Below are 18977 nucleotides of genomic sequence, written 5' to 3'. Positions count from 1 at the left end.
CTCCTCAGTGCACCGGCACGGCGTTTGGCAACGGCGCCTCGGCGAGATCGGGAATCGATTCGATCCGCCCGAGCACCACGACATAGAAGAAGATGCCGATCAGCAGCACGACACCTGCGATCATGAAAGCCCCGGCAAAGGATTGAGTCCAGTCGACCACGATGCCGGTCACGATCGGCGCGAGCACGCCCATCATGTTGTTGGTGAAATTCAGAATGCCGCCGACGGTTCCTGCCCCGCCCTTCGGCGCGATCAGCGACACGATCGAGGATCCGACGGGCGCCGCGGCCGATAGCCCCGAGATCGCGATCGACAACCACAGCAGCGCCCAGCCCGGCTTCACGGTGAAGGCGGCACCGATCACGGCGAGCCCCATCAGCATGCCGACGATGATCACCGACTGGCGCACGCGCGTCGAGTCGTAGCCGCGCGCGATCAGATGATCGACCAGGAAGCCGCCGATCAGCAGGTCCGACAACGTCGCGAAGATCCAGGGGATCGTCGAATAGCCCGCGGCCGACATCAGGTTCATGTGCATGGTCTGGGCGAGATAGCCCGGCAACCAGGTGAGGAAGAGATAGAAGGTGTAACCATAGGCGGAGAAGCCGATGGTCAGCCCCCAGACCTTGCGGTTGCGCAGGAGATAACCGAGCATGCGGCTCTGTCCCGCCGTGGCCGGACCTTCCGGCGTGCCGCCGCCGGTGATGATGTAGTCATGCTCCGCCTTCGAGAGCTTCGGATCCTCACTCGGATTCCGGTAGATGAGGTAATAGGCGACGAAATACAGGAAGCTCAGCAGCGCGGTGACGCCAAAGCCCCAGCGCCAGCCATAGAGAAAGATCACATAGGCGACCAGCGGCACGCCGATCACGTTGGAGAACTTTGCAGCGGAATCGAAGATCGCGGTCGAGCGCGCGCGTTCGTCGAGCGGAAACCAGTGACCGGTTGCCTTCTGGCTGGCCGGAAACGCCGGCGCCTCCGCGACGCCGAGCAACAGGCGCGCCGCGGCGATGCCCCAGAGACCGCTGGCGAGCGCGGTGATGGTGGCGGCAACGGCCCAGAGGAAGCTGGACGCACGGCCGACCGTGGTGACGCCGAAGCGGTCGAGCACCATGCCGCCGGGGACTTGCAGCAGCGAATAGGTCCAGAAGAACGCGCTGCCGAGCAGCCCGATGTCGGTGGCGGTGAGTCCGAGCTCCTTGGTGAGCTCCGGCGTCGCGGCGGAGAGCCCGACGCGATCGATGTAGTTGATGAGAATTCCGACGCCGAGGAGACAACCGATCAGCCAGCGTCGCCCGGGTACCTGTTGGCCTGCCTTCGCCATTTTGAATCCTCGCCTGGAAACGCAGGATCGCGCCGCTCCCCGACACAAAGAACCGGAAAGCTCGCCGCGCCCGCACCCAAATTGTCTCTTATAGTAGACTGTATTATCTTATAGCGTCACGTTAGATAGTCCCGCGACACGATGTCAAGAGCGGACATGCGAGAATGCCTGGCCTCGACGCAGATTCGGCCGCGACGAGAGCAACAGCGGCATCGGCCGTCGCGCTGCTGGTCAATGAATCAGTGATTGTCCGAGAGTTCGGTTGCGGTGGCGACCAAATCGTCGAGCAGCGCAGCCCTGCGCTCCTTCACCGAATCCGCAGGCACGACGAAGCAAAGCGTCGCGACCGCGACACCCTTCTTGTCACGAACGGGCGCGGCAAGACATGACGTGAACCGGTCGGACAGCGCCGTCGTCACGCATCTGCCGTCACGCCGCGCGCGCGCCACGTCCCTGATGAAATCGTCGATGTCGAGCATGCGGCCGTCCGGAAGGCGAAAATCCTCTTTCGGAACGAACGCGCGGATCTCCGCCGGGCTCATGTGATCCAGCAGCAACCGGCCGGATGCGGTCCACGGCAGCGGCACTTCGACGCCAACATCCGTCGTGATCCTGAACAGGCCCGACCCGTCCCTGGTATCGACCACCACATATTTGCGGCCGCGCAAGGCGCAGAGTTGCGCTGTCGCGCTGTGCTGGGTCGCCAGCCGGTCGAGCGCTTCCCGGCAGCGGCGATGCAGGGGATTGGCCTCCGCATAGGCCCGCCCGTAGAGGTGCACGGCCTTGCCGAAATAGACCTGACCGCCGTCGCCGACACTCTCGAGCAGGTCCGCCTCGATCAGGCGGTTGGCGATGGCATAGACCGTCGACCGCGGCGCGCCCATTTGCTTGGCGAGCTCGCTGAGCTTGGACGGCGCACGCAAATGCAGCAGCGCTTCCAGGAGATCGATGGTCCGATCAATCCCGTTCTGGCGTTCCGCGGGCGGGGCGCCCTTCTTGGGTGCAGCCAAACTTCAAGAATCCTTTGTCAGCTTCGCCACCGGTTTTTGGCATAAACCGCGCCGACGGTATAGCGGGTCAGGCTTTCGCATTCAAAGCTTTGGAATCACAGGGGGCCCGGCAGATTACGAGCCCTGCATGTAGCGAACGGGATTCTCAGGATCCGCTTTGACGATGCCGGCAACCTCGGCGACCAGGGCCGATACCGCATCATGCTGGAGGTCGTCGAAGCGCTCGAAACTGAAGTTGTTGTTTCCGAGCCGTAGCTCGCCGAGCTTTCCGGCATAATGGGATACGACCGGCGCGCCGTGTCGGGTCACCGCCACATAGACGCTGATGTAGTTTTTCTGGAGCGCAACGCCGATCACCGGCCACTCCACGCTTGTTCCTGACCTGACGGCGTAGCGAAACTTTCCATAGCCGATCATCCTCATGCGCATTCCCGCCTCTCCCGCCGGCGTTCCGCGATGGAAGTAGCGCTTGAGGGCTGGAGCGGCCGATACGACCAGCTCATGCAGCGCGATCAGATCGCGCTTTCGCTCCGGATCGAAATCGACATAGGCCTGCAATGTATCGGCCGTCACGCGGAACATGTGAGCCTCGAGCCGTGCTTGGTGCGCTATCCCCGCGCCTTGCTCCAGTCGGGAGCGACGGTGCCCGAGACGCCCGCAAACGCGCCGTCAACGAGCTCGAACACCAGGATACGCGCGGCATCGACCGGGCCCGGCATGGTAACGCGGCCCTTCTCGACCGGCCTGAAGCCGACTTGGCTGTAATAGGGCTCGTCGCCGACCAGCAGCACGATGCGATGCCCTCTGTCCTTCGCATCCTTCAAGGCCCGCTCCATCAGCATGCGGCCGATGCCGCGGCTGCGAAACGGCGGCTCGACCGTGAGGGGTCCGAGCAGCAGCGCGGGTGTCTCGCCGATCATGACCGGCAATTGCCTGACGGAGCCAACCAGCAGCGTGCCGATATGGGCGGTGAAGGAGACGTCGAGCAGGTGATCGACGTGCTCGCGGATGCGATAGGCGCTGAGCACGAAACGGCCCGGGCCGAACGTCCGCTCGTGCAGCCGCTCGATTGCCTGGGCGTCGCCCGGCGCTTCGGGACTGATGGTGATTGCGAGATCGTTCATGTCGGCTAGCGCAGTAGCATCTGGAAAGGCCAAGGTCCACCGGAGCGGGGTCGCAGTCCACCTATCCGAGCTGCCCCTCCCTGGCGAACCGGGGCGGCCGCATGACACCGGTGAAGCAAACGCTCCACAGCGAGAGCATGGTGACCGGAACCACGTAGTAGGGCGTGAAAATCGGGTGGCTCAGGAAGAAGAAGAGATTGACCAGGAGATTGCCGGCGACGAGGAGGGCGACCTGCCGTGCTCCGTTGTCGCCGATCCGCAGCAGCCACGCGGTCGATCCGATCGCGAGCAGTATCAGCCCGAATTGCAGGTCATGCAGATAATGGCCGAGAATTTCCAGGTTGAATTCGGGTCCGATGGCATCCTCCGAACCGTAGGTCGTCGCAAATGGACTGCCGGCATTGATCGCGTTGGCAACCAAGGTCGGTATCATGCCGGCGACATAGGCGAGACAAAAGATCAACCCTCGCACGAATGATGCGCCGGTACGCGCGCGGAGGAATGCGATGCCCAGGTACAGAACGTAGCCTGCGACCAGGAACAGGTTTGGCAGTCTGAAATTGACCGACAATCCGAGCAGGAGACCGATCAACGATACCGACCATTTTTCACGCTCGCCCATGGCCAGCCAATGCGCCGTCAGATACCCCGCGGCGGCGCAGATCGCCATCGTCGGGGCCATGGAATAACTGGCCTTCGTCGGATTGATCATCATGTACACGGCAAGGGCTCCGAACACGCCCGCTCCAACGACTGTCTGAGCGGACCGCGCGGCGAAGATGCCGAGCAGCGCGAAACCTGTCACGATCAGGCTCGCAGCCGCATAAAGCGGGACCACCTGATGCCCTTCCGGAAAGAGAGCCAGCAGAAATCCGGTTCCCGGTGGATATTGCAAGACGTATTTGCCGCTCTTCGCCGGCGGATGGCACGGCGCGAGCCTGTCTTGCGGAAAGCCGATCTCCTTCAGCTTGCGCGCCAGGAAGTGATCCCCGTCTCGGGAGACGTCCGTATCGAGGCCGCCGACCCCATAAAGCTGAAACAGGTGAGCCTGACGCAGATAGCAGACGTCGTCATAGACGCCGCGCGCTTCGGTCCAGCGCGACAACGTGCGCATATTGCCGGCAAGGATCAGCAGGCAGACCAGGCCGAAAGCGAGCTTGAGAATTTTCATCGACTTTCCACTGAATCCCGGAGCACACGCGTGCTTACGACTGCTTGATCGACATGAGGCCGGCGAGAAAGCCCGTAAAGACCAGCTGGGCACCGACGGTGATCGCGGTCGTGGAGAGAGCCACCACCCGAAGCAGGCTCGAGACGTCAAGCGATCCGAAATTGACTTCACCCCACCTGGCCACCGCCGTGATCAGGCCGACGATCCCGATCACAAGGATCGCAGCGCCGCCAAAGACGAAACGCTCGAGCGTGAACGCGTCGATGACGCGGCCAAGTCGCGGCGATGGAAGAAGGTTCAAATCCGCTGCAAATCTGCGGGCAATCGTCGCAAAGCAGATGGCCTGGATGCCCACGATCAGGCAGGTGCACGCAACCAGCATCGTGCGAATGTCGAATCCTATTCCACCGATTCTGATCGGCCCAAAGAAAAGCAGGCCGCTGAGCGCAGTGCCCACCGCAACCAGAAGCGCGCCAGGGTAGAAGAACAGCCATCTCGGTGAATACAGCAGCAGAAACTTGAGGTGACGCCAGCCGTCGCGCCACGTCCGCAGGTGCGGCGGACGGGATCGTCCGTCCTTCGACAGCGTGGTCGGCACCTCGGAAATCTTCAGTCTGACGAGGGTCGCTCGCACCACCATCTCGCTTGCGAATTCCATCCCGGTCGTGCGCAGATCGAGCCGCGACACTGCGGCCTTGGAGAAGCCGCGCATGCCGCAGTGAAAGTCGCCAAGCCCCGAACCGAAGAAGAGCCGTCCAAACCAGCTCAGGACGGGATTGCCGAGATAGCGATGGAGAAACGGCATCGCTCCTCGTTCTATGCCGCCGCGAAACCGGTTGCCCATCACCAGGTCGTCACCCGCGCGCAGCCGCTCCAGGAACGCGTCGATGCGGTCGAAGCTGTAGCTGTCGTCGGCGTCGCCCATCACGATGTAGCTGCCGCGCGCCGTCGCGATCCCGGCCCGCAGCGCAGCCCCGTAGCCGCGAACGGGAACGTCGACGACGCGTGCGCCTCCGCGCCTGGCGATATCCTGCGAGCCGTCGGTGCTGCCGTTGTCGGCAATCAACACCTCGCCGGCGACCCCTGTCCGCCGAAGGAACGACTGTGCTTTGGCAATGCAGGTCGCGAGCGTCTCGGCCTCGTTGAGGCACGGCATCAAAATGGTGAGCTCGAGATCGGACGAAACATTCCGTTCGCCGACAACCGGCATTTGCGTGCTCATGTCGACAGCCCGAAACGTGGAAGCCTGGAAACTTCGCGCGATCTATCACCTATGCCTGCCAGAGTCGATGGACCCCTCACCGCCACGTCGCCATCACCGGCTTGCCGTCGAGCACTTCCGCGATGCGCAGCCGCGTGCCCCGCGTCGTGCCCTCCGGCAGCGCAGCGGGGTCGAAGAAGCCGCATTCGATGATCTCGCGGTTCGGCGCAGGCAGCCGGTCCAGCCGGAAATGCCTGACCACGTAGACCGCGACGTGGTCGCGGCGGGAGATATGGCTGTTGAGGAAGATGCCGTGCAGCACGGCTTCCCCGGTCACGTCGATATCACCCTCCTCCTTGAGCTCGCGGCGCATCGCCTGTTCCATGGTCTCGCCAAAGTCGACGCCGCCACCGGGCAGGTACCAGCCCGCGACGTAGCTGTGCTTGACCAGAAACACCTTGTTGTCGGCATCCAGCACCACGGCGCGGACGCCCAGGGTCATGCCACGCACCACCAGGAAATAGGCGTGGAAGACGTGCCGCAGCAGCGGCTCGAATCTCCGTCGGATCTCGTCCAGGCGCTTCCCCATCGGCCTCTCATGATGCGCCTTTTCAGGCTTCGCTTGCGCAGTTGGCGCGACCTTGCCATTACAGCAAGGGAATAGCGAGGCAATCGCGCGCGATGACATCCTTCTCGGCACCTTTCACGCTCGCCCATCTGTCCGACCCGCATCTGCCGCCCCTGCCGAAGCCGCGGCTGATCGAGCTCGCCGGCAAGCGTGTGCTCGGCTATGTCAACTGGTCGCGCAACCGCCACAAATACCAGCGCCGCGAGGTGCTCGACGCGCTGGTCGCCGATCTGCGGGCGCAGGCGCCCGACCACATCGCGGTCACAGGCGATCTCGTCAACCTGGCGATGGAGGCGGAGTTCGCGCCCGCCCGCGCCTGGCTCGACGAGGTCGGCCCGCCCGACCGCGTCACGACGATCCCGGGCAATCACGATGCCTATGTCCGGGCCACGTATCACCGCTTTGGCGAGACCTTCGCGCCTTATCTCACAAGCGACGACGGCAGGGTCGGCTTTCCGAGCCTGCGCCGCCGCGGGCCGACCGCACTGATCAGCCTCTCCAGCGCGGTGCCGACCGCACCCTTGATGGCGACGGGCACGCTCGGACGCGATCAACTCGTCGATCTCGAACGCGTGCTCGACCAGCTCGCGGCCGAGGACGTCTTCCGGGTGTTGCTGGTGCATCACCCGCTGAAATCCGACGCGCGCCAGAAGCGGCTGACGGACTCGGCTGCGCTGCTTGCGCTGCTCAAGCGTCACGGCGTCGAACTGGTCCTGCACGGGCACGACCACATCCACTCGACGATGTGGTTCGAAGGCCGCAACGGCAACATTCCCGCGATCGGCGTGCCGTCGGCGTCCGCGCTCGCACACGGGCACTATCCGGCGGCAGCCTACAATCTGTTCAGAATCGAGAAGGACAATGCCGGCTGGCGCTGCGAGCAGATCGTGCGAAGCATCGATCACGCCATGCAGGTCCGCGAGATCAAGCGCGCACGGCTGGTGTAGGTCGCTGAAGGATTGTCACCAGCTCCGCAATTCCGCGAGCAGGGCGAGGCCGAACAGTGCGGCGGCTCCGAGAATGAATCCGAGCACGAACGGCCAGACGCGCGAGCGGCGCGGTGGCTCCGCAACCTCGGGCTTCGGCTCCGATGGCACGACCATCGCATGCTCGCGCTCGATCATGCGGCGGGCGACGTAGTCGGTGACGGCTTCGACGATGACGGAAGTGTCGTGCGATTCGGCGAGCACGATGCGGCCGAAGCGGGTGTCCTGGACGAAGCGGTACTGCCGCTTGTCGCGGCCCATGATGATGTGGGCGACGACGTCGATCCAGAGTCTCGGCGTATCGCCCTGGCTGATGCCGCGGTCGAACAAATCGATCTTGTCCGGCACCTGCGCGAACAGGGGATCGAGCGCGTCGTTGAGGATTTCGAGCCGTGCCACCTCGGCATCCCGGAGGTCGACGACGACCCCGGTCCGATCAGCGGCCTCGATCCGCGCGCGCAACAGCGCATCGCGCAGCCGCACCGGGCGGGGCTGGCCGGGATTGATACCGCTGGTCTCGGGCTCTGACATTGTCGGCCTCGTCCTTACTCGACGCCGTTAACCTATCAGCAACCATGATCTCCGCAAAGGGCCACAATTCCAGATACTTACAGCGCCCACAGGCCATCCATGTGTGCCAAAAACAGACGATCCCACCCGGCTTGCGCCGGATGGGACCCTCCGTCCTTGGACGTCTTCTTCTATTTGTCAGGCAGCCGTCAGGCCGAAACCCGCGACGGCTCTTCCACGATCGAGAAACGGACGCCGGCTTTGTGGCGGTTCTCTTCCGAAACCGAGCGCCAGGCGTCTTCGGCCTCCTTGCGGGTCTTGAAAGGACCCTGAACCTGGGCCGAGCCTTCGACGAGCTTGTGGAAGTTCATCGAGCCGAACTCGCCGCCGATCACCCAGAAATTGCTGCCTTTGGTCATTGTCAGTCTCCTGTTGAGTGGCGTTAGCCGAACTGGTTCATCGTGTTGTGGGCGCCGCCCGCCTTGAGGGCAGCTTCACCTGCGAAGTATTCCTTGTGGTCGTCGCCGATATCGGAGCCGGCCATGTTCTGATGCTTGGCGCAGGCGATGCCCTGACGGATCTCCTGGCGCTGCACGTTCTTGACGTAGCCGAGCATGCCCTGCTCCCCGAAATATTCCTTCGCGAGGTTGTCGGTGGACAGCGCGGCCGTGTGGTAGGTCGGCAGCGTGATCAGATGGTGGAAGATGCCGGCGCGCTTGGCCGAGTCCGCCTGGAAGGTGCGGATGCGCTCGTCGGCTTCGATGGCCAGCGGAGTATCGTCGTATTCCGGCTTCATCAGCTCGGCGCGGCTGTACTTGCTGACATCCTTGCCCGCCTCCTTCCACGCGTCATAGACCTGCCAACGGAAGTTGATGGTCCAGTTGAACGACGGCGAGTTGTTGTAGGCGAGCTTGGCGTTCGGGACGACCTGACGGATGCGGTCGACCATCTTGGCGATCTGCTCGATATGCGGCTTCTCGGTCTCGATCCAGAGCAGGTCCGCGCCGTTCTGCAGTGAGGTGATGCTGTCGAGCACGCAGCGGTCCTCGCCCGTGCCGGGACGGAACTGATAGAGGTTCGAGGGCAACCGCTTCGGGCGCATCATCTTGCCGTTGCGGTTGATGATGACGTCGCCGTTGCGGGCGTTCTCCGCGGTGATGTCCTCGCAATCGAGGAAGCTGTTGTACTGGTCGCCGATGTCGCCCGGCTTGTGGCTCACGGCGATCTGCTGCGTGAGACCAGCGCCGAGCGAGTCGGTCCGGGTGACGATGATGCCGTCTTCGACGCCGAGCTCGAGGAAAGCATGGCGGCAGGCGCGGATCTTGGCAATGAACACCTCGTGCGGAACCGTGACCTTGCCGTCCTGGTGACCGCACTGCTTCTCGTCGGAGACCTGGTTCTCGATCTGGAGCGCGCAGGCGCCCGCTTCGATCATCTTCTTGGCGAGAAGATAGGTCGCCTCGGCGTTGCCGAAGCCCGCGTCGATGTCGGCGATGACAGGCACGACATGGGTCTGGAAGTTGTCGATCTTCGCGATCAGCTCCTTCTCGCGCGTCTTGTCACCTTCCTTGCGCGCCTTGTCGAGCGCGCGGAAGATATCGTTGAGCTCACGGGAATCCGCCTGACGAAGGAAGGTGTAGAGCTCCTCGATCAGCGCCGGCACCGCGGTCTTCTCGTGCATCGACTGGTCGGGCAGCGGTCCGAACTCGGAGCGCAATGCCGCGATCATCCAGCCGGAGAGGTAGAGATAGGTGCGATCGGTCTTGCCACCAAAGTGCTTCTTGACCGAGATCAGCTTCTGCTGGGCGATGAACCCGTGCCAGCAACCGAGCGACTGGGTGTACTTGGTCGGATCCTTGTCATAGGCCGCCATGTCGGCCCGCATCAGCGCCGCGGTGTAGCGGGCGATGTCGAGACCGGTCTTGAAGCGGTTCTGCAGGCGCATGCGGGCGACGGCCTCGGCTGACACGCCGTTCCAGGTCGGCTGGGTCTCAAGGAGCGCCTGGGCCGCTTCGACTTCGCTCTGATAGGAAGCCGGGCCCTGGAGGGTGCTGATGCCGCGAGGCTGGTAGTTCATGTGCCTTATCCTTCTCGACGGATGGCGGAGCGATAGGCCCGTCATCGACATTTTTGACAATGCATTGCGAAATGCGTGGCGTGAGATAAACGCCAGAAACAGAAGTTCGTACAGATCCCTTGTAATTGAATGGTGATGTCATGTAACATCAGAACATGTAGTAGATGTAATTTTGTAAATTTTGTAAATTATAGGTCAGAAATGCTGACCTTGATCACTCTGGAGACCTGACAATGCCCGCCGAATCCGGGAAGAAACTGTTCGTCGGCCCGCGCTTCCGGAGGATCCGCCAGCAATTGGGGCTGTCGCAGACCCAGATTGCCGAGGGGCTCGGGATCTCGCCGAGCTACGTCAATCTGATCGAGCGGAACCAGCGCCCGGTGACGGCGCAGATCCTGCTGCGGCTGGCGGAGACCTATGACCTCGATCTGCGCGACCTCGCCACCGCCGACGAGGACCGCTTCTTCGCCGAGCTCAACGAGATCTTCTCCGATCCGCTGTTCCGCCAGATCGACGTTCCCAAGCAGGAGCTGCGCGACCTCGCCGAGCTCTGCCCCGGGGTCACCCATGCGCTGCAACGACTGTATGCCGCCTATACTGAGGCCCGCCAGGGCGAGACGCTGGCGGCCGCGCAAATGGCGGACCGCGACGTCGGCACGCGCTACGAGGCCAATCCGGTCGAGCGCGTGCGCGAGCTGATCGAGGCCAACCGCAATTATTTTCCGGAGCTCGAACAGGCCGCGGAAAACCTGCGCGACGAACTGAACGTCCCGGCCGAGGAACTCTATGCGGCGCTCGTCAATCGCCTTCGCGAAAAGCATTCGATCCAGACCCGGATCATGCCCGTCGACGTGATGCGGGAGACGCTGCGTCGTTTCGATCGCCACCGCCGCCAGCTCCTGATCTCGGAGCTGGTGGATCCACCCGGTCGAGCCTTCCAGCTCGCCTTCCAGCTCGGCTTAGGGGAATGCGCGCAAGCCCTTGAGACCATCATCGGTCGCGCCGGCCCGCTCGATGACGCGCCGCGGCGGCTGTTCCGGATCACGCTCGGCAATTATTTTGCAGCAGCCGTGATGATGCCCTACCCGGCCTTCCTCGCGGCGGCCGAAGCGCTCAATTACGACATCCACGTGCTGGCCCAGCGCTTCAATTCCGGCTTCGAGCAGGTCTGCCATCGCCTCACCACGCTGCAGCGCCCAAACGCTCGCGGCATCCCGTTCTTCCTGCTGCGCGTCGACAATGCCGGCAACGTGTCGAAGCGGTTTTCATCCGGCACCTTCCCGTTTTCGAAATTCGGCGGCACCTGTCCGCTGTGGAACGTGCACTCGACCTTCGACACGCCTGATCGCCTGTTGAAGCAGGTGATCGAACTGTCCGACGGCACGCGCTATTTCTCGATTGCGCAGATGGTGCGTCGTCCGGTCGCGCCGCACCCGCTGCCGCAGCCGCGCTTTGCCATCGGACTCGGCTGCGAGATCCGCCACGCCGCACGCCTGACCTACGCCGCCGGCATCGATCTCGAGAAAACCGAGGGCACGCCGATCGGCGTCAACTGCCGCCTCTGCGAGCGCGAAAACTGCGCCCAGCGCGCCGAGCCGCCGATCACGCGCACGCTGATCCTGGACGAGACGACGAGAAGGGTGTCGAGTTTCGCGTTCTCGAATGCGAGGGAGCTGTGAGGCACGCTCTCTCCTCCGTCTCGTCATTGCGAGCGAAGCGAAGCAATCCAGGCTGTCTCCGCAAGCTGGATTGCTTCGTCGCTTCGCTCCTCGCAACGACGAGGACTCACGCCAGCGTATGCACGATCACCGGCCCCGCCGCAGCGCTCGCATGCCCTGCGAGCAGCGAGCCCAGGTCCTTCTCGATCCAGGCGATGGCGCGCTTGTTCGCCTCCTCGGCCTGCTCGAACTTGTCGAAGATGGAGATCGCGGTCACCGTGTCGTCGCCGGCGTAGACCACGTAATAGGCCCTGAAGCCGTCGACGTCGCTGATGATCGGAACGGCGCCGTCCTTGATGCGGCGCGCCAGCTCTTCGGCGCTTCCACTCTTCGCCTTGGCCTGACGGATGGCGGCATACATGGCATCCTCCCTATCGATGTGGGCGTGGTGCCCGAGAGCATGCTACGCCCAAGCGCGCCTGCGATCTACGGCTTGGTTAACCCTGCCCTAACCCGCGCCGCCGATCTGCAACCGGGATTTAAGCACGCCTCAACATCGCTGGCTTAGTCTCGCCCCACTCACTTTTCGCAAACAACGGCAGCCTATCCTGCCGCGTGAAGTGACATCAGGGGGTTCATATGCGCATTGCGTTGCTGCTGACCGCGACCATTGTCGGCGCGCTGTTCGCCAATCCGTCCCACGCCGGCTCTCTCGACGTCGCATCGGCCGCTGCCGCGAAGCTGCCGCCGGGGTTTCAGAGCTATCGCGGCTACATGTTCGACCTGTCGGAGGCGTCCGATCGCAAGGACCTCGACAAGCTCACCGATAATCTGAAGCAGCAGATCGACGTCGTGGAGGCCGCCGGCCTCTCGCCGCGCGTGATGCGCTTCTTCCGCACCGTTCCGATCATCGCGAGCGAGCTCGCCTGTCTCGACGAGGGCGCCGCGACCGCGTGCTACGGCCGGGTCACGCCGGACCTCCAGCGCAGCACGCCGCGGACGCTGACGGTGTGGGACCACGACACGCAACGCTGGACCAACCCGAATGCGGTCGACCTCGCCGTCGATTCCGGGCTCGGCGTGATCATGGTCCGGCCGGACATGATGCGTTACGAGAAGGAGGCCGTGCTGCTGCATGAGATGCTGCACGCTTATCACGCGAGGCTGCTGCCGGACGGCTACGCCAACAAGGGCGTGATCAGCTATTACGCTTATGCCAAGTCCAAGGATCTCCTGCCCAAGGACGCCTATGCGATGAAGAATCACATGGAGTTCTTTGCGGTGACCGCCAGCATCTTCCTGGCCGGCAAGAGCGATTACCAGGACCCGAAGACCCGCGAAGCGCTCAAGGAGAAGATGCCGGACTATTACAAATATCTGGTCGGCGTGTTCGGCTTCGACCCCGATCCGGCAGCGGCTTCGAGCGGACCGGTCGCCTCGCTGAAATAACGGGCCCGGCAGATTCGCAAAAGCCGCGTGAAAAGCGCGGCTTTTTGTTTTGGGTGCCGGAAGCTGCGGATGACGGCCCACCGGGAATTGCCAAGGTGGGGGCTGATCTGCATAGTCCGGCCGCATCGATTGGGACTGTTTCGAAAGGGATGGAAGACATGGCGGACGCCGACCTGGATGTCGTGATCCGGCAATTGGCCAGACAGCTGCATACGGGCTTGATATCCCGCGCCAAGCAGCGGCGGGATCGCTTCAACGGCCTTGCAGCCAAGGCCAAAGGCAACGAGACCGGCGCTCGCTTCAAGATGATGGCCAAGGCCACCATGGAGCAGGCCACCGCCGCCGCAAGGCGCCTTCAGATGTCCGCAGACAACGTCGCCGACAGCTACGCCCGCGCCATGCGGCTCGTCGCCAGCACGCCCGTCGCGGTCAAGGCGGAGAAGCCTGCGAAGGAAAAGCCGGCGAAGAAGGCTGCAAAGGCGAAGAAGGCCAAGAAGGCGAAGTAGTCGCGCTTTGTTCGCTTTCCCTTGCGAGAGAGGGTGGCTCGCCGCGACCAAGTTTCACTGCCGCGGCGCCGAAACCTGCGTCGGCTCGGCATGCGTGAGTTCGGCGAGCTTGGCGCGCGCGGCGTCGTGGGTCCGGCTATCCTTGCCGGGAGGCAGCGCGAGGGCCGCCTCGAAGTCGGCGCCGGCATCAGCGGCCTGGCCGCGGGCGAGGAATGCAAGGCCGCGGTCGAGGCGGGCCTGCGCGTCTGTGGGGTCGAGGCGGACCGCCGTGCTGTAGCTCAGGATCGCGCGGTCGAGATCGCCCTTGGCAGCGAGCGCGAGGCCGCGCTCGTGATAGGGCGCGGCGGGTTTGGGATCGAGCGCAATCGCCTCGTCATAATCGGCGATCGCAAGCTCCTGCTCGCCGTTCTGCCGGTAGGCCGTCGCGCGATCGCGATAGAGCGAGGCCCTGTTGGGATTGAGGTGAATGGCCTCGCTGAAATCGGTGATCGCCCGGCCATTGTCGCCGTGGCGCAGCGCGATCCGCCCGCGCCCCTCATAAGCGAAGGCGATCAGGGAGCCGCGCAACGGCGAGAAGCCGATCACCGCCGAGCAAATGTCGGGGTCGTCCTCATCGCCGCAATTCACGACCGTGTGCGTGGACAGGCCAATGGCCACGCCCAGGACGATCAACAATGGCACGGCAGCTCTGGTCATCTTCGACGGTGGCAGGCAAAGGCCCGGCCACGCATCCCCTTTCGAAGGAACACTCTCGGTGAGGTGTTAACACCGGCCGGGCAGGCCCTCTGTGCGCCAGGTCACAAAACGAGGCAGAATCTCCGTGTCAGCCCCAGGGGCCACGCGACGACGAGCGGCCCCACGGGCCATGCGCCGGATAGTTCTCGTTGGCGCCGACGGACGGCGCGGCTTGCGTGCCGAGCTCGGCCGCGAGCCGCTGGAGCGCGGCGATGCGGTTCTGCGTCGAGGGATGGGTGGCGAAGAGATTGTCGACGCCATGGCCCGACAGCGGGTTGATGATGAACATGTGCGCGGTCGCAGGGTTTCGCTCGGCCTCGACATTCGGCACCTGATGCGCCGCGCTCTCGATCTTGAGTAGCGCCGAGGCAAGCCACATCGGCTGGCCCGCGATGCGCGCGCCGAGATCGTCGGCGGCGTATTCGCGGGTCCGGCTGATCGCCATCTGCACCAGCATGGCCCCGAGCGGCGCCAGGATCATCATCAGGATGGAGCCGACGATGCCCGGACCGTTATTGTCGCGGTTGCCCCCGAAGAACATGCCGAACTGCGCCAGCATCGAAATGGCGCCCGCGATCGTCGCGGTCACCGTCATGAGCAGCGTGTCGTGATGCTTGATATGCGCAAGCTCGTGCGCGATCACCCCGGCAAGCTCCTCGCGACTGAGCTGGCGCACCAGACCCGTGGTAACGGCCACCGCGGCATTCTCGGGATTGCGCCCCGTCGCGAACGCGTTGGGCTGTGGTTCGTCCATCAGGAATAGGCGCGGCATCGGCAGGCCCGCACGGCCCGCCAGCTCGGCGACGAGATCGACCAGCTCCGGAGCGCTGCGACGATCGACCTCATGGGCGCCGTACATCGAGAGCACAGCGCGGTCGGAGTTCCAGTAGGTGAAGAGATTGGTCGCGGCCGCAATCACGAGCGCGATCATGGCGCCGCCCGCGCCGCCGATCAGATAGCCCACGCCCATGAACAGGGCGGTGAGGCCGGCGAGAAGCATTGCGGTACGCAGATAGTTCATGGCCGTCTCCCCTGGCCTGCCAAGGCGACCGCCTTTGGCCGGCGCCCCTCGAAGTAGGAAAGCAGCGGGTCGGTGCAAGGTCATGCTGGTGCGTCGCCCGGCCGCGGCGAGATGCGCGATCATCGTTTCGCCGTCACTAAAAGTTGACCAGCATTTACCCAAAAACACACGCTGTAGTTTATAACATTAGAAAGCGCAGCTTCGGCTTAATCGGCGCCAGCCGGCACGCCGAGCGGTCCTTTGGGCACTATCCGGTTCCGCCCGCCCCCGTCAGCAAGGTGACTGCCATGATGGACCGCTCTCGCACCGCTTCCGTCGACGACAGCTCCGCTCACGACACGAAAAGTGACGCCAAGAGCCTGCGACAGACCTTGCACGAGGAGCTGCTCCCCCATGAGGACCACACCCCCGGACCCGATGCGCGGACGGAACCTCCGGCGGCGGCTCGGCGCTGGCTGCATCTGCGGCGCGGCATGAAGATCGCGGCAGGGCTCGCCATCGTCGCCGTGTTCGGCTGGCTGCCATTGCGCGCAATGTGGCAGAATTCCAGCGTCGAGGCCGTGCTGAACTCCCGGCTCGTCACGCTGCGCGCGCCGATCGGGGGGCGCGTGGCCGCCGCCGCTCCGCTCCACGACCAGGCCAGACTCGAGGCCGGCACCGTCGTGCTGCGCGTGGCGAACTCGCGCAGCGATCGCACGCGGCTCGATGATCTCCGGCGGCAGAAGTCGCGCCTCGAGAACGAGCGGCCGAGCGTCGCCGCCAAGCTCGCCACGGCGCAGGCCGCGCAAGCGGACCTCGCGCGGCAGGCCGCACAGTTCCGGGACGGGCGCGTGCTCCAGCTCGAAGCACGCATCGCCGAGATCCAGACCTCGATCGAGGCGGCCGCAGCGCGGCGGGAGGAGGCCAGCGCCGCCGTCGACCGCGCCTCGTCGCTGGCGAAAACCGGCAACGTCTCCACCGTCGAGCTCGCGCGGCTGACGCGCGAGCTTTCGGTGGCGCAGCAGACCGAGCTCGGCGCGCGCAAGCGGCTCGATGCCGCCAAGGTCGAGCTCACCGCGGCGCAGAACGGCTCGTTCCTCGGCGACAGCTATAACGATCGGCCAAGCTCGGTGCAGCGCGAGGAGGAGATGCGCCAGCGCGCGAACGATCTCGAGGCCGATCTTTCGCGCATCGACACCGAGATCACCTGGCTCGGCAGCGAGATCATCACCGAGGACGCGCGCTTTGCCGATCTCTCCGAGGCCGACATCAAGACCCCGGTCGCAGGCCGCGTCTGGGAGATGATGACCTCACCGGGCGAGGACGTGCAGGCCGGACAGCCGCTGCTCAAGGTGCTCGACTGCAGCGGCGCCGTCATCACGGCCAACGTCACCGAGAGCGTCTATAACCGCCTGCAGCTCGGCGACCACGCCACGTTCGAGCCGAACGACGGCGGCGCGCCGATCTCCGGCACCGTGGTCAACCTGACCGGCGCCGCCGGCGCGCCCGCCAATCTCGCCATCAATCCCGATGCGCTGAGCAAGGAGCCGTATCGCGTGACCGTTGCGCTCGCCGATGCCGCTGCCCATGCCTGCACGGTCGGCCGCACCGGCCGCGTCGTGTTCGCGAGGCAAGAGATCGCGCCATGACGGCGGCGCTGACCCCCGGGCTGATCGCGCTCGGCGCCTTCATGGCGATCGTGCCGCTGCTCCGGCGCGAGAGCACGATGGCACGCTCGTTGCTCGCCGTCGCCTCGCTCGGTCTCATGCTGCGCTATCTCCACTGGCGTGTCACGGCAACGCTGCCGCTGCCGCATCTGACGGCTGATGCCGTGATCGGCTATCCCTTCATGCTGCTGGAGGTCGCCTCGCTCGTTGCGGTCGCGCTGTCGCTGCTGTTTCTCAGCCGCACGCGCGAACGTACCACGGCTGCCAGGATCGACGGCCGGGCCAGAGATCCGCACCCGCCGCTGATCGACGTCTTCATCTGCACCTACAACGAGGAGCGTTCGATCCTCGAGCGCACCATCATCGGCGCCACCGGCATGCAGTACGGCAATTACCGCGTCTGGGTGCTCGACGACGGACGGCGGCCCTGGCTGAGGCGGCTTTCGGGCGAGCTCGGCTGCTACTATCTGGCGCGGCCCGACAACCGCCACGCCAAGGCCGGCAACATCAACCATGCGCTCCGGCATGTCGGCGCGCTGCCGGAGCCGCCGCAATTCGTCGCCCTCCTCGACGCGGATTTCGTGCCGCGGCCCGACTTCCTGGCGCGAACCATCTCGCTGATGGACGATCCCTCGGTCGGCGTGGTGCAGACGCCGCAGCACTTCATCAATCCCGACCCGATTCAGACCAACCTTGCCGCAACCGACGTCTGGCCGGACGAGCAACGCTTCTTCTTCGATATCCTACTGCCGGCGAAGGATGCCTGGGGCGTCGCCTTCTGCTGCGGCACCTCGTCGCTCATCCGCTATGCCGGGCTCGTGCGAATCGGCGGCTTCCCGACCGACTCGGTGACAGAAGACTATCTCGTCACGCTGCGCCTGAAGGAATGCGGTCTCACCACGATCTATCTCAACGAGCGATTGACGATCGGTCTCGCGCCGGAAGGGCTGAAGGAATACATCACCCAGCGCGGCCGCTGGTGCCTCGGCCTGATGCAGATCGTGCGCGGCCGCAGCGGGCCGCTGTCGCGGCAGTCGAAGCTTTCCTTCATCGACCGGCTCTCGCTGGTCGATGCTTTCATGAGCTGGGCCGCGGTCTACCCATGGAAAGTTGCCGGCCTCGTGGTGCCCTGGCTGTTCCTGCTGTTCGGCATCAAGGCGGTCCGGGCCGACCTGATCGAGCTGCTGCGCTATTTTCTGCCGTTCTATATCTGGCACGGTCTCGCCATGGCCTGGCTGTCGCGCGGCCGCTCGCTCGCCATGATGACGGACGTCTCGCAACTCATCGCGGCGCCTGCCGTGCTCAAGGCGGTGACAACCGGTCTCCTGAAGCCGAAAGGACACAAATTCAAGGTCACCGCGAAAGGCGGCGACCGCGGCCGGCGGTTCGTCGAATGGCCGTTGCTGCGGCTCTACGGCACCGCGCTCGTCATCACGCTCGCGGCCATCGCCTATGCCTTCCTCCTGCATCTGCGCGGCGAGAACATCGCCTATGGCGGGCTGGCGCTGGCGTGGAGCCTCTACAACGCCATCATCCTCACGGTGGTCTGCTTCGTCTGCATCGAGCAGCCGCGCAAGCGCAAGGCGGAGCGTTTTGATCGCAACGAGCCGGTGCTGCTGCACCAGAACGGCAGGTCGCATCTGGCGCGGCTCGCCGACATCTCGATCACCGGCGCCCGGCTGATCGACCCCGCGCCGCCGGCGCCCGGCAGCACGATCGAGTGCCAGATCTACGGCCGCTCGATCGTCGCGATCGTGGTGCGGCGGACCGCAGACGGATTCGCGGTGCGCTTCGAGGAGAGCATGGACGCGCGCGTGCATGCGATCAGGGCGTTCTATGCCGGCGAGTATGTGCGCGCCTACCAGGGCGTCAAGGCGCTCCCCGTCGGCAAGGCGCTGCTGATGCGGTTGTTTGGATAGGCCTGATCTTTT

Annotated in this window: 19 protein-coding genes; 6 read left to right on the top strand and 13 right to left on the bottom strand. The window is 64.5% G+C overall.

All coding sequences use genetic code 11. The annotated features are described in order from the left end of the window. Nucleotides 1-4: 4 nt before the first annotated feature. The 7 genes from ACVW16_RS26985 to ACVW16_RS26955 all read right to left on the bottom strand — a co-directional run bounded on the left by ACVW16_RS26985 (nucleotide 5) and on the right by ACVW16_RS26955 (nucleotide 6419). Nucleotides 5-1324: an MFS transporter gene (locus ACVW16_RS26985; RefSeq protein WP_456737848.1), complete on the bottom strand. Its 1320-nt coding sequence runs from the start codon at nucleotides 1322-1324 to the stop codon at nucleotides 5-7. 239 nt (nucleotides 1325-1563) lie between these two features. Further along, nucleotides 1564-2334, bottom strand: coding sequence for an IclR family transcriptional regulator (locus ACVW16_RS26980; RefSeq protein ID WP_456702043.1), 771 nt, complete (start codon nucleotides 2332-2334; stop codon nucleotides 1564-1566). 114 nt (nucleotides 2335-2448) lie between these two features. After that, nucleotides 2449-2916 (bottom strand): hypothetical protein, encoded by a 468-nt coding sequence (locus ACVW16_RS26975; RefSeq protein WP_456737847.1) that lies wholly within the window; start codon nucleotides 2914-2916, stop codon nucleotides 2449-2451. A 26-nt stretch (nucleotides 2917-2942) separates the two neighbouring features. Beyond that, nucleotides 2943-3458: a GNAT family N-acetyltransferase gene (locus ACVW16_RS26970; protein WP_456737846.1), complete on the bottom strand. Its 516-nt coding sequence runs from the start codon at nucleotides 3456-3458 to the stop codon at nucleotides 2943-2945. A 61-nt stretch (nucleotides 3459-3519) separates the two neighbouring features. Beyond that, nucleotides 3520-4629 (bottom strand): hypothetical protein, encoded by a 1110-nt coding sequence (locus tag ACVW16_RS26965; protein ID WP_456737845.1) that lies wholly within the window; start codon nucleotides 4627-4629, stop codon nucleotides 3520-3522. Between the two features lie 34 nt (nucleotides 4630-4663). After that, nucleotides 4664-5851: a glycosyltransferase family 2 protein gene (locus tag ACVW16_RS26960; RefSeq protein ID WP_456737844.1), complete on the bottom strand. Its 1188-nt coding sequence runs from the start codon at nucleotides 5849-5851 to the stop codon at nucleotides 4664-4666. 76 nt (nucleotides 5852-5927) lie between these two features. Further along, nucleotides 5928-6419, bottom strand: coding sequence for an NUDIX domain-containing protein (locus ACVW16_RS26955; RefSeq protein ID WP_456737843.1), 492 nt, complete (start codon nucleotides 6417-6419; stop codon nucleotides 5928-5930). A gap of 92 nt (nucleotides 6420-6511) precedes the next feature. Between ACVW16_RS26955 and ACVW16_RS26950 the strand changes: the two genes are divergently transcribed. Further along, a complete protein-coding gene (locus ACVW16_RS26950) occupies nucleotides 6512-7405 on the top strand; it encodes a metallophosphoesterase family protein (RefSeq protein WP_456702037.1) in 894 nt (297 codons plus the stop codon). A gap of 15 nt (nucleotides 7406-7420) precedes the next feature. Here ACVW16_RS26950 and ACVW16_RS26945 read toward each other — a convergent pair whose 3' ends face one another. The 3 genes from ACVW16_RS26945 to ACVW16_RS26935 all read right to left on the bottom strand — a co-directional run bounded on the left by ACVW16_RS26945 (nucleotide 7421) and on the right by ACVW16_RS26935 (nucleotide 10031). Next, on the bottom strand, nucleotides 7421-7975 hold the full coding sequence (locus ACVW16_RS26945) for a hypothetical protein (RefSeq protein ID WP_456702036.1): 555 nt from the start codon (nucleotides 7973-7975) through the stop codon (nucleotides 7421-7423). A gap of 188 nt (nucleotides 7976-8163) precedes the next feature. Further along, on the bottom strand, nucleotides 8164-8373 hold the full coding sequence (locus tag ACVW16_RS26940; protein ID WP_008137787.1) for a DUF4170 domain-containing protein: 210 nt from the start codon (nucleotides 8371-8373) through the stop codon (nucleotides 8164-8166). A gap of 23 nt (nucleotides 8374-8396) precedes the next feature. Then, nucleotides 8397-10031: an isocitrate lyase gene (locus tag ACVW16_RS26935; protein WP_456737842.1), complete on the bottom strand. Its 1635-nt coding sequence runs from the start codon at nucleotides 10029-10031 to the stop codon at nucleotides 8397-8399. A gap of 233 nt (nucleotides 10032-10264) precedes the next feature. Here ACVW16_RS26935 and ACVW16_RS26930 point away from each other — a divergent pair, with 233 nt between their 5' ends. Then, a complete protein-coding gene (locus ACVW16_RS26930; protein WP_456737841.1) occupies nucleotides 10265-11710 on the top strand; it encodes a helix-turn-helix domain-containing protein in 1446 nt (481 codons plus the stop codon). A gap of 106 nt (nucleotides 11711-11816) precedes the next feature. Here the strand turns inward: ACVW16_RS26930 and ACVW16_RS26925 are convergent, their stop codons facing one another. After that, nucleotides 11817-12110, bottom strand: coding sequence for an antibiotic biosynthesis monooxygenase (locus tag ACVW16_RS26925; RefSeq protein WP_074120044.1), 294 nt, complete (start codon nucleotides 12108-12110; stop codon nucleotides 11817-11819). Between the two features lie 218 nt (nucleotides 12111-12328). Here ACVW16_RS26925 and ACVW16_RS26920 point away from each other — a divergent pair, with 218 nt between their 5' ends. Together ACVW16_RS26920 and ACVW16_RS26915 are read left to right on the top strand one after the other, a co-directional pair. Continuing rightward, nucleotides 12329-13138, top strand: coding sequence for a hypothetical protein (locus ACVW16_RS26920; protein WP_456702034.1), 810 nt, complete (start codon nucleotides 12329-12331; stop codon nucleotides 13136-13138). A 158-nt stretch (nucleotides 13139-13296) separates the two neighbouring features. Then, on the top strand, nucleotides 13297-13644 hold the full coding sequence (locus ACVW16_RS26915; protein ID WP_456702033.1) for a hypothetical protein: 348 nt from the start codon (nucleotides 13297-13299) through the stop codon (nucleotides 13642-13644). A gap of 54 nt (nucleotides 13645-13698) precedes the next feature. On the opposite strand, the gene ACVW16_RS26910 is transcribed toward ACVW16_RS26915, so the two are convergent. Then, a complete protein-coding gene (locus ACVW16_RS26910) occupies nucleotides 13699-14340 on the bottom strand; it encodes a tetratricopeptide repeat protein (protein ID WP_456702032.1) in 642 nt (213 codons plus the stop codon). A 127-nt stretch (nucleotides 14341-14467) separates the two neighbouring features. Next, a complete protein-coding gene (gene htpX, locus ACVW16_RS26905) occupies nucleotides 14468-15400 on the bottom strand; it encodes a zinc metalloprotease HtpX (protein WP_456737840.1) in 933 nt (310 codons plus the stop codon). 287 nt (nucleotides 15401-15687) lie between these two features. Between htpX and ACVW16_RS26900 the strand changes: the two genes are divergently transcribed. After that, nucleotides 15688-17028 carry an HlyD family secretion protein gene (locus ACVW16_RS26900; protein WP_456737839.1) on the top strand — a complete coding sequence of 447 codons (1341 nt, stop codon included), beginning with the start codon at nucleotides 15688-15690 and terminating at the stop codon, nucleotides 17026-17028. Beyond that, nucleotides 17025-18965 (top strand): glycosyltransferase, encoded by a 1941-nt coding sequence (locus tag ACVW16_RS26895; RefSeq protein WP_456738458.1) that lies wholly within the window; start codon nucleotides 17025-17027, stop codon nucleotides 18963-18965. The genes ACVW16_RS26900 and ACVW16_RS26895 overlap by 4 nt, the downstream gene beginning before the upstream one ends. The last annotated feature ends 12 nt before the right edge of the window (nucleotides 18966-18977 follow it).

It is taken from the genome of Bradyrhizobium sp. USDA 4474, from assembly GCF_054057515.1.
Note: the sequence above shows the minus strand (reverse complement) of the source record. Positions and strands in the feature narration are given on the sequence as shown.